This window comes from Pantoea sp. IMH, from assembly GCF_000599885.1.
Classification (GTDB): domain Bacteria; phylum Pseudomonadota; class Gammaproteobacteria; order Enterobacterales; family Enterobacteriaceae; genus Erwinia.
Genome location: NZ_JFGT01000006.1, coordinates 385,175 through 398,328 on the forward strand (window position 1 = coordinate 385,175; position 13,154 = coordinate 398,328).

The 13,154-nt window shown below is 49.6% G+C and carries 11 protein-coding genes and 2 pseudogenes; 3 read left to right on the forward strand and 10 right to left on the reverse strand.

Translation table 11 applies throughout. From position 1 onward, the window contains the following. Window positions 1-106 precede the first annotated feature (106 nt). On the reverse strand, window positions 107-1,504 hold the full coding sequence (locus tag EA20_RS0116245; RefSeq protein WP_024967830.1) for a cytosine permease: 1,398 nt from the start codon (window positions 1,502-1,504) through the stop codon (window positions 107-109). 469 nt (window positions 1,505-1,973) lie between these two features. Continuing rightward, window positions 1,974-2,468: a cold-shock protein gene (locus EA20_RS0116250; protein WP_200868328.1), complete on the reverse strand. Its 495-nt coding sequence runs from the start codon at window positions 2,466-2,468 to the stop codon at window positions 1,974-1,976. Between the two features lie 211 nt (window positions 2,469-2,679). Between EA20_RS0116250 and EA20_RS0116255 the strand changes: the two genes are divergently transcribed. Next, window positions 2,680-3,378, forward strand: coding sequence for an RluA family pseudouridine synthase (locus tag EA20_RS0116255; RefSeq protein WP_024967832.1), 699 nt, complete (start codon window positions 2,680-2,682; stop codon window positions 3,376-3,378). A gap of 104 nt (window positions 3,379-3,482) precedes the next feature. Here EA20_RS0116255 and EA20_RS0116260 read toward each other — a convergent pair whose 3' ends face one another. The 3 genes from EA20_RS0116260 to EA20_RS0116270 form a co-directional block, all read right to left on the reverse strand. Further along, window positions 3,483-4,019: a DUF2058 domain-containing protein gene (locus tag EA20_RS0116260; RefSeq protein ID WP_024967833.1), complete on the reverse strand. Its 537-nt coding sequence runs from the start codon at window positions 4,017-4,019 to the stop codon at window positions 3,483-3,485. A 216-nt stretch (window positions 4,020-4,235) separates the two neighbouring features. Next, a complete protein-coding gene (locus EA20_RS0116265) occupies window positions 4,236-4,556 on the reverse strand; it encodes an AzlD domain-containing protein (RefSeq protein ID WP_024967834.1) in 321 nt (106 codons plus the stop codon). Further along, window positions 4,553-5,287 (reverse strand): AzlC family ABC transporter permease, encoded by a 735-nt coding sequence (locus EA20_RS0116270; protein ID WP_024967835.1) that lies wholly within the window; start codon window positions 5,285-5,287, stop codon window positions 4,553-4,555. The genes EA20_RS0116265 and EA20_RS0116270 overlap by 4 nt, the downstream gene beginning before the upstream one ends. A 456-nt stretch (window positions 5,288-5,743) precedes the next feature. Here EA20_RS0116270 and proX point away from each other — a divergent pair, with 456 nt between their 5' ends. Both proX and EA20_RS19825 read left to right on the forward strand, forming a co-directional pair. Next, window positions 5,744-6,745, forward strand: a complete 1,002-nt coding sequence (gene proX / locus EA20_RS0116275) for a glycine betaine/L-proline ABC transporter substrate-binding protein ProX (RefSeq protein ID WP_024967836.1) — start codon at window positions 5,744-5,746, stop codon at window positions 6,743-6,745. 210 nt (window positions 6,746-6,955) lie between these two features. Beyond that, a pseudogene (locus tag EA20_RS19825) lies at window positions 6,956-7,890 on the forward strand (type VI secretion system baseplate subunit TssF); the annotation flags it as partial. On the opposite strand, the pseudogene EA20_RS20880 reads toward EA20_RS19825, so the two are convergent. The 5 genes and pseudogenes from EA20_RS20880 to EA20_RS20430 form a co-directional block, all read right to left on the reverse strand. Beyond that, window positions 7,833-7,955, reverse strand: a pseudogene (locus EA20_RS20880) (IS3 family transposase); the annotation flags it as partial. The pseudogenes EA20_RS19825 and EA20_RS20880 overlap by 58 nt on opposite strands. A gap of 67 nt (window positions 7,956-8,022) precedes the next feature. After that, the gene (locus tag EA20_RS0116285) at window positions 8,023-10,182 is read right to left on the reverse strand and encodes a peptidase domain-containing ABC transporter (protein ID WP_024967837.1); all 2,160 of its coding nucleotides are present in this window, start codon (window positions 10,180-10,182) and stop codon (window positions 8,023-8,025) included. Further along, a complete protein-coding gene (locus EA20_RS0116290) occupies window positions 10,182-11,435 on the reverse strand; it encodes an HlyD family secretion protein (RefSeq protein ID WP_024967838.1) in 1,254 nt (417 codons plus the stop codon). The genes EA20_RS0116285 and EA20_RS0116290 overlap by 1 nt, the downstream gene beginning before the upstream one ends. Before the next feature lies 1 nt (window position 11,436). Then, window positions 11,437-12,024: a type II CAAX endopeptidase family protein gene (locus EA20_RS21320; protein WP_024967839.1), complete on the reverse strand. Its 588-nt coding sequence runs from the start codon at window positions 12,022-12,024 to the stop codon at window positions 11,437-11,439. A gap of 472 nt (window positions 12,025-12,496) precedes the next feature. Continuing rightward, window positions 12,497-12,844 (reverse strand): hypothetical protein, encoded by a 348-nt coding sequence (locus EA20_RS20430; RefSeq protein ID WP_071995440.1) that lies wholly within the window; start codon window positions 12,842-12,844, stop codon window positions 12,497-12,499. Between the last annotated feature and the right edge of the window lie 310 nt (window positions 12,845-13,154).

Genomic DNA, 13,154 nt, shown 5'->3' on the forward strand with positions numbered 1-13,154 from the left:
CATCAGCTTCGGCAGGCAGACGTCACTTTATCCATCCTTTAAAAATGCGAACAGTGAGCCGACAGGGCCGATAACGGTCTGACGGCTCACTCACTCGCTTACTTACTTATGCCTTACCGTTGCTGACCCGTGTGAACCCAGGCTGGTTTTTACGGTGAAACAACGAATAAGCGATGCTGGTCACAATCAGGCTGATAATCCAGGAAAAGTCGACGCCCGGGATTACCCTGGCATAGGGGCCGGTATAGAAGGCGTTTCCCATAAAGGGCACCTGAACAATCACACCGGTGAAGTAAATCAAAAGCGCCTGAGGATTAATCAGCCCGTAGCGCCCGCCATCCGCGCGGAAAATAGCCTCAGTGTCATAGTGCTGCTTATTTACATAATAAAAATCCAGCAGATTAATCACAATCCACGGAATCAACACCGCGATAAGCGCCAGGATTAAGTTAATAAAGAACGACACAAAGTTATCTGAAGCGGCTAAAGCCACAATGACGCCAAAGACCAGCACCAGCGTAGAGACGGTGAAACGGACGGCTGCGCCAGGCATCCATTGAGGCCGGAACGTCTGCACCGCCGTGATTAAGGATAATACTGTGCCATAAAGATTCATGGAGTTATGGCAGATAATATTAATCAGAAACAGCACCATTAAAACCGGGCCTAACCATCCGGTGGCATGACGCACTGACATCATGGCGTCGTTGGCCGGCGCAATATTCACCGCCATCATACCGAAGACAAACGCCAGAATGGTGCCGCTACAGGCGCCAGCATAAGTGGCGAAAAAGGGGCGGGCGATCCCGGTGCTGGTGGGCAGGTAACGGGAGTAGTCAGAAGTGTAGGGCGAAAAACTGATCTGCCAGACGGCGCCAATACAAAAGGTGCCAAACCAGCCCGCTGCGTTCATGCTGCCCCGCTGCCAGAAATCCGCAGGAAGGGGCTGGGAAAGCATCAGCGCCAGGCCCATCAGCAGTGCGCTACCCATGATCCAGGCACCAAATTTATTGATCCGGTGGATAAAATGGTAGCCAATAATCCCGATTGCGGTGGCCAGAACGGCGCCCGTTACCGTTGCGTAACTTACCGGTATCGACGGGATGACGTTATTGATCACCTTACCCGACAGCGAAATATTCGAGATAAAGAAACCCAGATAAATAATGGTGGTGAAGCTGATAACCAGTAATGAACCGTAACGGCCAAACTGCGCACGGCTTTGCACCATCTGCGGGATGCCAACTTTGGGCCCCTGGGCGGAAGTCAGTCCAAAAAAGAGCCCGCCAAACAGATGGCCGGCGATAATGGCGGTTAAGGCTGAAATCACGTTTAAATGAAACTTTTCGGTGGCGATGGCGCCGCTGACAACCGCCAGTGGCGCGATATTGGTACAGAACCACAGGGTAAATAAACTCTGAGGCTTACCGTGGCGTTCTGATTCCGGCACAAAACCCACCGACTTATCTTCTATCACTCTACTCTGACGTGGCGTTGTATTCACCGTACTCTCCAGTTCTTGAAACGAGATTTTTTAATGGGACCAGGACTTATCTCGTATAAAAAACAAACAGCCAATCCGGCGGAAACCTGTTCGTGCTCATAAAAGAAGTGTCGGTAAAACACCTGATGTTGGCGCTTCTTGGCGGGTTATGTTTCACCCGCTGACTAGTTACTCAGCGCATAATTAAATGGTTGAGGGGGGCATCGCTGTTACGCAGCTGCATGCTTACGATGGTTGCCTGTAAGCATTGAATACCCCGATTGCGACTATCCTGACGACGAATAATCAGCAGCGTGGGCACGTGGCAACAGCCATGTTTACCCTTGTTGACGGCCTGTAGAGGCGGCCAGTTTTAAGGTTAGTGGAAAAGCGTGGCGGATCGCTCACCGGTAAACAGAGCGGCAAACGATAAGCGAGCGGAGGTCGGTGACGACCTCCATTAATGACAGAGTTGATAAGCGGCCTCTTTTCAGACCTTAAGCAGCTTCACCGTGGCATCAATATCAATTTCATCTTCCGAGAAGATCAACGTCGTTCCCTGAAAGGTGGTGATCGCCAGTTTTTTTAGCGAGCGCATTTCGCCAGGCTTAACGTCGGTTTTTGGCCTGATACTGCCCATCAGTACGCCCACGGAAAGTACCGGATTTTCTTTATCAATACGGGTTTCGGCCGGGACTTCTTCGCTGTAAACCAGGTACGATTTGATTGAGGTAAGCTTGATGCGCTCGCCTGCAATATAGATATATTTGCTCTCCGGTGCGACTTTCACCGCATAAGCCGACAGCCCTTTATTATTGGTCGTGGGCTCGAAAGTCACCGCTGCATTCTTCTTAATCAGTTCAGGGTTAGCGACCTTAATCACATGAAAATAGCGGTTATCGCCATTTTCATCTTTGATAAATCCAAAACCCTTATCCTGAAACCAGGTTGTGATCGTTCCGTTCATCGCTGATACCGCCTGCATAATCTGATCAATTTTTTTCAGCGCGCAGTGTAAAACACAATGCCTGCACAGACCATGGTTTTGGTCTGGCGCCCCAGGATAAATTTTTGCCCGCCTTGTAATCAAAGGGGGAGATTGCCGTTCTGTTACGCAACTATCTGTGACCGGCCAGCGTCGCCAGCAGGCGGAAAATCCGTTACTATCCGCTTCCTTTCTTCCGCCTGGCTGCCTGATGTCGCAGATTATCGATACCTTTATTGCCCCGCCGTGTCATGAACAGATTGAAATACTTTATCAGGACGATCACCTGGTACTGATCAATAAGCCCGCCGGCCTGCTCAGCCTCTCCGGAAAAAATCCGCGAAATCTGGACTCGGTTCATCACCGGCTGGTAGAGCAGTTTCCCGGCTGCACCCTGGTTCACCGACTTGACTTCGGTACCTCGGGGCTGATGGTGATCGCCCGCAACAAGGCGGTGAATGCCGCACTTTGCCAGCAGTTCAGCCAGCGCACCGTGACCAAAGTATACAGCGCGCTGTTATGCGGGCACCTTCAGGAGAACGAAGGCGTGATAGATGCGGCGATTGCCCGCGATCCGGCGCTGTTTCCGCTGATGTCGATTTGTGCCGTTAATGGCAAACCCGCCCGCTCGCGCTATCGGGTTATTGAGCGCATCTGTTATGAGGGAGAGGAGGGCACAGGGCTGCCGCTGACCCGGGTCATCTTAACGCCGGAAACCGGGCGCACCCACCAGCTCCGTATTCATTGTCAGCTGCTGGGTCATCCTATTCTGGGGTGCGATCTCTACGGTGGTCGCCTACAGCCCGGCACCGCCCGGACGCCACGGCTGATGCTCCATGCCAGCGAGCTGCATTTCGATCATCCCATCCGCGGCGAGCGGATCACCGCCCGGCACACCTGCCCATTCTGAGTAGTCACGCTTTAGGCTGTCTGAATACGAGGCGCCCGGCCCGTTTACCGACGGCGGGCGTTATCAGAAACCTGATGTGAAATCTCACCAGCGGTAACCGACGTTTACCACATCAGATCGTCAGGCACTTTAAAGTCAGCATAAGGATCGTCTTCATCCTGCTCTTCCTGACTAAGCGCGCTGTTTAACACGATACTGTTCGCATCCCGCTGCGCAATCTTGTCGGCGACGCTTGCCGGAATAATGGCATACTGATGCTCTTTATTCTCATCAGCCAGGCGCGCAATGGCGAGGCGGCCGCTTATCAGCTGAGACTGTGTCGCTTTATCTACCGCAATTTTTTTGATGACATTATTATCGGTGAAATTGAAATCGATCGTGCCTCTGGCAATATCGATTTTATTCATCTCAATAAGCTGCTTCACCTGCGCTCTGTATTCTTTGGATAACGCCGCCTGTTTTTGCTGTTCGCTGAGCTGCCTGTCGCGCTCAAGCTGGGCTTTCTTATTCTCTTCCACGGCGGCCCTGGCTTCGCGCGCCTGAACGCGTGATTTTTTTGCCGTTCGCTGAACCTTATCCAGCTTTTTACTTGAGACTAAGCCCGCTTTAAGCAACTGCTCTTGTAGGGAAAGTTTTGTCATCTTGGTTTCTAACCTGTTGTAAATTTGCAGGCATTATACCCGTAATGACGGTCGCTTTAACAGGGTACAAAAGCGGATCCCGCGCCGCTAAAACGGCAGGATCAGTGAAGCCTCAGCCTCTCCGCCAGAGCCGGTTGCGCCTGGGGCGACAGCATTACCTCAGACCGGTGGCCGAAGAGCCGCGAGCGCGGCTGTCGCGTGGTGTGAAAGTATGGGTTAAGGCCAGCCGATAAAAAACCAGCCAAGGTAACAGCCGACCCCGACCAGTACCGTTGCAAACAGGCTGCGGGTGAGCATCGCCACCAGCGCGGCCAGTATCGCCGAGACCACCGGCGCAGCGGCACCGCCTTCACCTCTTGAGCTTCCCGCCAGTTCCAGTACCACAATCGCCATCATGATCCCGGAAGGGACAAAGCTCAGCATCGTCAGCACAAAGCGGGGCAGGGTGGCACCGGCCAGAAACACAATCGGCAGTGCACGTACCGCGACCGTCACCGCCGCGCAAATCGCCACCGTAATCGCAATGGAAGTGCTCATGCCGCGCTCCTTCTGGAGGTCAGTTTGACGATGGTGGCGCACAGCAGGGCAGCGACCGCCGTGGCTATCAGAATGGAGATATTCACATTCAGCACATCCAGCGTCGCCAGCACGACGAGCGCGGAAACGACCATCGCGACGATCTCCAGCTTCTTCGCTTTACTGCCAAAATAGTTCAGCGCCAACAGGCCGATAAACATCGCGGTCAGGCTGAAGCCAAGCCGCTGCGAAATTTCCGCCGGAATATAACTGGCAAACAGCGCACCAGTGATATTAGCGATAATCCAGTTCACATAGGCGGTCACGTTCAGCCCGGAGATCCAGCGAAAGGGAATTTGCCCATATTTACCGGCATACTGCGCCGCCACCGCAAATGTCTCATCGGTGAGCAGCATTCCGCTGATAAATTTCTTTGTACCAGGCAGGGCGGAAAAGAAGCGCGCCAGAAAGGAGCTCATCAGCAGGTAGCGAACATTGACCAGCAGTACCGCCAGCACGATGGCGAGCGTTCCGGCACCGCCAGCCCAGAGCGAATAGAAAAGAAACTGCGCCGAGCCGGCATAGAGCAACGCGGAGAGCAAAGTGATATCGGTCAATGAAAATCCGGAGAGCGCGCCTATCGCACCGGAGGCAAAGCCGATGCTCCAGTATCCCAGAATGGTCGGCCCGCAGGCGATGGCACCGGCAGTGAAGGTTCCGGACTGCCTGATGATGTTTGCTTGTTTATCCATAAGTGGTTATCTGTTCCCGGCTACGATTTTAGCTAAGCTGAACCTGACATGTTGGCGCATCCTGCTTATGCATTCACTTCACAGGCAGGCCTGCGTTAATTCGTCGTGGTATCAAAGCATATTCGGTTATGGTGCGACAGTGAACTGTAAAATAGCGCAGTCGGGGGCGGTGTATCAAAGGTTGCAGGATAATTCTGATGTGGTACGGTAGATGAACGTTGAATTAACCAGGAGTGAATGTTGCGGGTCCCGGAATAATTAACAGGCCTGCTGCCAGACAGAATCATGAACAGGAATAATTCCGCTAGTCAACTTAACGTTTATAACGAGCATCTGCGCTACTCTCGCCACCATTTCATGCAATAACTCACTAAAACTAAAACTGTCTTCGTGATTGCGCGGAGAGGATTTCGTTCGCCTGTCTTTCCCCTCAGAAAAATAATAAGGGTTTTTGTTATGAACAAGAAAAATTCACTGACTTTATTTCTCACCACATTCCTTATTTCAACCGCTGCTTCAGCTGCCGTCCTGCCCGGCGAAGGGATCAGGGTTCAGCCCGTGCAGAGTACGCTGCCGGAAGAATCCTTCCAGACCGAACTGGTCAACCGGGCGCTGGAGAAACTGGGCTACCAGGTCAACGCCACCGAAGAAGTCGAGTACAACGTTGCTTATACCGCCATCGCGGCAGGTGATGCCACCTACATGGCCGTAAACTGGGAGCCGTTGCAGAAAAATATGTATCAGGCTGCCGGCGGAGACGATAAATTTTTCCGCAAAGGCACTTATATCAGCGGCGCCGCACAGGGATATCTGATCGATAAAAAAACGGCAGATGAATACCATATTACGGATATTTCACAGCTTAAGGATCCCAAACTCGCCAGGCTGTTCGATGCCAATAATGACGGTCAAGCCGATCTTGCGGGTTGTAATCCGGGATGGGTATGTGGGCAGGTTATTAATGCTCAAATTGAGGCTTATGGTCTGAGTGATAGTGTACGGCAAAATCAGGGCAATTATTCCGCAATTATCGCCGATACGCTGACGCGCTATAAAACGGGGAAACCTGTGCTTTATTTTACCTGGACACCTTACTGGGTCAGCGATGAATTAAAACCGGGTAAAGATGTCGTCTGGCTAACCGTACCCTTCTCCGTGACGCCGGGAACGCAGAAAAACGAAGATACCGCACTAGCCAACGGCAAAAATTACGGTTTCAAACCCAATAATGAGCATATCGTTGCCAATAAAGCCTGGGCGCAACAGAACCCTGCCGCCGCAAAACTCTTTTCCATCGTCAAACTGCCGCTGGCGGACGTTAATGCGCAAAATCAGCGCATGCACGCGGGTGAATCTTCCGCCGCAGATGTGCAGCGTCATGTCGATGGCTGGATACAGGCGCATCAACAGATTTTTGATGGCTGGGTCAGGGAAGCCGCTGCGGCTGCGCGCTCCTGAGAAGAGTTGCGTATAGCGTGCTAGGCACGCCAGCCGCAGCGTTGGCGGGCTCATCATCATTAAGCTAAGCGCGCCGGATCGGTTAAGGATCCGGCGTTTTCCATTTATGGCTTGGATATCTGCACACTATCCACAGCAGCCAGGCTCATTTCGTCCTCAGGCCATTTGCTCATTTACGTCCGGACCCGTCTTCCGTTAGTGTTGACAGCGACCGTAGTCTTTCCGGCTGAGCTCGCATGGTTCGAAATTGACGTGGTACTGGCGGAACGCTGGGAGCATGACTTCAGCTTTACCGACAAGCATCTGCGCCTGAACTGTGTGCCGGTGGTTAACCTGTTCCCGCTGGAATCCGATCCGCTGACGCTGAACTCTCTGCAAACCGAATACATGCTGCGCCCGATACGCGTGCAGGACGGCCATACCGAGATTTACGCTGTGGACTCGGTGGTGTCATCGAGCCAGCACGCCTACGTGCCGTTCTCCAGCTTTCGCCATAAAGGCGGGATGATGCGCCATGAAGCCCAGAATATTACTACCATACCCGCGTGCGTCGCGGCCCCTCCGGGCTGCATAACACCTGGCTGATACTCGGCGGTGAAGCATTTGACAACCACAGTGTCCCGGAAGATGAAAGCCTGTCGCTGACGCTTACCGGCACCAATGGTCAGCTACCCCGGCGCGCGCTGCAAAGCACCGTACTCGATACCGTAATGAAAACTACCTCGGCCAGCATCGCCGTGCTTAACCTGTGTGCGCCGACGCTGCCCTGTTATCCGCCGGCGCAGGATCGTTTTCACTGGCGCGTGCTGAGCCACCTCGGCAGCGGATTCCTGTCGATGATGGATAATGCCGACGTGATGCGCGGTACCCTGGCGCTGTATGAATGGACCGACAGCGAGATGAACCGGCGTCGCCTGGAAGCGATTCTCGATGTGAAGCACAGCGAAACAGGGCGCTTTGAACAGGGTTACCTGGTCCGTGGCGTACAGATAGAGGTGACGCTCGACAGCCACGGTTTTGCCGGGCGTGGCGACATCTGCCTGTTTGGTGAAATGCTGAGCCGCTTCTTCGCGCTTTACACCGATAATTTCGTCATCGTAGGAAGACCAACATCCATAGCCTTAGAAGCGTCAGAGACGGTGTAATTTTAGTCGACAACCTGCTGAACGGATTCACGTTTGCATTCAGGACTGAAATTTCTTCTTTTCACTGGAGAACCTGTGTTGTTCTGAGGTGAGCATATCACCTCTGTTCAGGTGGCCAAATTCAGTAAACCACTACACTCCGTGAAATCCCGGCATGTATTGAAGAATCGTACCCTCGTCCATGAACATAATTCGATCGGCTGAAGCCAGGGTTTCCTGACGGTGAGCGATCAGGAGAATGGGAATGCCCAAAGTCCGAAGTGCCTGGCTTATGATAATTTCACTTTTTACATCCAAATGGCTAGTCGCTTCATCAAGAAGCAAAAATCCCGGCTTTTTGTACAATGCACGTGCCAGCAAAATCCTTTGTTTCTGACCGCCAGAAAGAGTGCCCCCGGTTTCGCCGATTAATGTCTGGAATCCCATCGGCATTGACATAATCTCATCGTAAATAAGAGCCATTCTCGCGCACCAGGCCATTCGTTGCTGATCACGTACTTCGTTAAAGAAAATGATGTTTTCGGCGATTGAACCCCTGAAGAGTTGATCTTCTTGGAGAACAGTTCCTATACGCTGACGAACATGAAAATAGTGGGGGTGCGTGTGAGGTACCCCAAAAGTGCGGATCAAGCCACTTTCAGGAGTGTGGATCCCCAAAATCAGTTTAACCAACGTGGATTTACCGCAACCTGATTTACCCGTGATGGCCACGACTTCACGGGGGTTCACCGTCAGCGATATATCTCTGATGACTTTCTCACCTGAACCTTTATGGAAAAATGAAATATTCTCCAGCGTCAGTGGTGGCTCCGCCTCTGCCGGAGAGAATTCTCGGATAGCAGGAGAATAGTCAAGAAGGCTCTCACCTGCTGGAAGGGGGCGATGAAGTTGTTCTTCGGTCTGACTCAGCACAATATCGGCCAGACGAGTATTATAAATATCGAGCATACGCCAGGAAAAAATTGTGTCTGTTAGATTGCTGATACTGCCAGAGAAGCGTTCCTGATAGGCTAAATAAGCGACCAGCATCCCTACGGTGAAGGTACCGTCAAGTACCTCACCTGCGCCTTTCCACAGAATAATGGCTGTAACAACACTGCCCGTCAGGGTGTTTGCAACGTTATACCATATCATCAGGCGACTCTGACGTAAGTGGGTATTTCTACGCACGACATTGAGATTAAGCCAGGCGGCTTCCCTATGTGGCATTACACCGTTGATCCTGAGGCTCTGAATACCGCCCAGGGTTTCAAGGAAATGTCCGGATTCGCGTGCTTCGGCATCCCATGTATCCTCCGTGGACTGCTTCAGTGAAGGGTACCAAAATGCTCTCATGAGTCCGTAAATCACTGCGGCCAAAACCGCAATCAATGTCATATCAGGACTATACAGCATCATCATCGTAAGCGAAGTAATCACCAACAACACATCCATGACCCCTTCAAGTACTTGGGTGGTCAGCGCTTGTTGGATATTGTCGACTGCACTGAAACAAGCGCTAATACTTCCCAAACTGCGCGCATCAAACCAAGCCAAAGGAAGCCGTACCAGATGGTGAAAGACTCTGGCGGTCCATTGCATGTTAAAGTTGACCGACAGGGTGATGGTTGCCCACTGCCTGGCCAGTGAGAGCAGCATATGCGTCAGGGTTAACAATAGTAATGCGGCGATAACAAGTGTCAGGAGATTTCTGTCGGCGGTTACCAGTACTTCATCGATCACCAGTTGATTAAGGAGAGGCGAGCCTAACGCCAGAATTTCCAGCGCCAGCGCGAAAATAAAAATGCGTAACATTGCTGGGACCAGGCCAGAGGTTTCACCAGTCAGCTGGCGCAAATGTATTTTTTTTCGGTCATCCTTCGGCATGAAGTCAGCGGCAGGAGTTAACTCCAGTGCCACACCAGTAAAATGTTTCCCTGCCTCCTGCAGGGATAAAGTTACTTTTCCTCTTTCAGGATCGTGCAGGGTAAGCTGGTTTCCCCGGACTTTATGGAGCACCACAAAATGGTTCATATTCCAGTGGAGAATGCACGGCAGAGTGAGCAACTTAAGGTCCGCCAGCTCCAGTCTGACAGCCCGGGACGACAGACGGAGATCTGAAGCGCACTCCATCAGACTCTTAAGAGTCATTCCCTGCGGGCTGACCATAAAACGTTCCCGCAAGCTCGGTAAATCTATGTTATGCCCGTACCAGCTAGCCATCATTGCCAGGCAGGCTAATCCACATTTTGCAGACTCAGCCTGTCGTATTACGGGTAAACGTTTCCTGCCGCTCCAGTTCAATGATTCCATCACAATTTTCCTTTTACACTCCAGAGCGGTTCAGTCAGCCATTCCCATAGATAACGGGTATCAAGGCTAACGTCCCCTTCCAGAGTCATGCCCGGACGTAGGGGCTCCTGCCTGCCATAGGCTCGAATGAAGGTCTGCTCCGGTCTAACAATAACGCGGTAGCGCCCCTCATTTTCTTTCCAGGTCACCGGAGAGACTGAGAGTAGGTCTGTAGGTGTCAGCGTGGTATGACTGATTTCCTGGATAATACCGTACTGAACGCCAAACTTCTGGTAAGGGAACGCGCTGAAGCGAAGCGCCACGCGTTGCCCGGGCTGAATAAACCCCGCGTTCTGGCTGGTTGCATAAAGTTCGACCTGCAGATGGGCATCATCTGGAACAAGGGTCATGACCGGTTCAGCTACACGAACTGGTTGCCCTTCTTTTACCAGGACGGCAGCGACTGTCCCAGAGACTGGAGCCGTTAGCATAAAATTCTCCTGACTGGTCAGTTCTACCTGTTGTTGCTTGATCCCCTGGAGCTGCCGATCGAGTTCTTGCTTCCGGCTTTCTCCAAGCGTAATCAGGTGCTGGAGTTCATCTTCTGCCGCCTCTTCAGCCGTACGGAGTTGCAGCAGAACCATGCGTTGTTCTTCAACATTTTCATTCGCGGCAGAAACGGCCATTTGCCGCTGCTGATATTCGATATCTGAGACGTAGTGGCGGGGGATGAGGTCTCGATAACGTTTCATCACCGTGACAGAAAGTTTTGCCTGATGTTCAGCCTCTTTCAGGCGTTGCTGTGCACTCTGAATCTGTGGTTGAAGAGAGGAAAGCCGTTGCTGAAGCCCCTGCTGCTGCTGGCTATTGTCGCGCGTCTCTAGTCGTTGCTGAGATTCAAGCATCTGATATTGTGTAATCAGGGAGAGACGCAACGCAGCCAGTGTACCGCCTCCCTGCGCATTATATTGTTCGCCGCTGATATAATAGAGTGGACTGCCAATGTTTACATGCTGTCCCTCAGAGATCGTCATCTCTGTGACATACCCTGAATATTGAGGGGTAATCTTTATCAGCCCCGATGAAGGCATGACAATACCAGACAGGTGGGCTTTTCGTGTATAAAGGCCATTACTCAGGAAAATAAAAATGAGAATCAATAAACAGAACGTTAACAGCGCGCTTAATGAAGTTCTGCACGATGAGGGGATAATTATTTCACCCAGAGCCGTATCGTTCTGGTGTTCTAAAGCTTCCTTTCTGAATAATGTCATTTTATTTAGAAATAAGGATATTAAGAGCTATTACAAAAGCATTCATTAATGAATGCAGTATCATCGAAGGCAATAAGCTTCCAGACTTAAATCGGGCAAAGGAAAAGATTAGAGAAATAGTGAATAACACAGTGAAACCCAGAAGGCTTGAATACTGCGTATGCATAGCACTGAAGATAACAGAAGTTAACACTACCGGGATGATAAGATTTGTTTTAAAGATAGAGTAAAGAAAGTCAACCAGACAACCTCTGTAAATACATTCCTCGTAAAAAGGAACAACAAATACAGCAAAAAACAACGGTAATACTTGACTAATAGATATTTGAACAGATTGGATGCTGCCATCTCTTGTTATGCTAATAATTAACTGCATAAGAAAGAGTATCAACAAACATTTGATAAATATCCCCTTATCACCAAGTTTCCAGGGATTCTTATAAAGAAATATGACAATCAAAACTGAAAGAGTAAATTCGAGAAAATACATTAGGTACAATGATTTCTCCAATCCCACCGGCTCTATTGTGAGGAGAGGCAGTGCTGTAATACCTATAGACAATAGTACTGATGAAAAATATACAATCATTCTCTTCCTGAAGATCACTTTTTACATCCTTATATTTAAATTTAATTACTTACTCGAATTTAATCATTTTAGAAAAAAACCATAAATCTTAACACTATCGTGAATGATAATAGACATTTAATAATTATAGTTGATAAGGCTTATATCCCGTCAACCTAATATATACCCACATACCCCACTTGGTTACGGCTATAAGTACGATTATCATAACCATGAATTTTGATATCATTTCGCGTCTTGATATGTTGTCCATATCAAGGATATTAGCATATTTTAGCAGCGTAAACCCAACAAGGAATAAACCCAAATAAGTTAAAAGGTAGAATATTTTTTTCATAAAGGTCATTTTATCTATAATTCCTGCCATGACTTGCAAGGTATAATCCCACCAGAACAGCATCACCTCATAAATTAATAATAGCACATAAAATAGAGAGGTAATCCTGGTGGGACGGTAAAAATTAATCACGTATTACCAGCGACACTGGCCACCATAATTATTCGACTGATTTTTATTATTGCTATTACCATTGCCGCCTTTACTGCTAAAACTATCTTTGGTGCACTGACCAGCTATCATACCTCCAGCCACCCCTACAGCCATTCCCACCGGTCCACCAACAGAGCCACCAACTAAGCCACCTAATATCCCAGCACCACAAGAATCCACGCCACCATAAATATTTTTTCCGGATGAATGGCCAGAGCCAGACGAGTGACTTCTCCCTTCCCGGTAACTGCCACCTTCATAGTTACTGTTTGCGTTCCCACCGCTTACCATGGCAGTCTCGTCAACGCTCAATTCTTTGATATTAATCATAAAATCCCTCTTTATTTGTAATTTGCCCTTTGCACAATGTGCTGTTTGTTTATTACACAAGCAAAGCATTAGGGAAAATGAATTATTGTAAATATTTGTAAGTTAAGCAACTTGTGGAAACTAACTAAGTAGAATTATTCTTAAACATAGTAGTAATAATCCATAGTATAGAGATTAATTATTCACTCGATGTTTATGGTTATGTAACAGTAAAAAATATAGCTTGAAAATGATATAATTCCAAAATTATGTCCATTGAATAAATTCAGCGTATTATGTAAAAACGATGACATTTCATAGGGATTAAAAA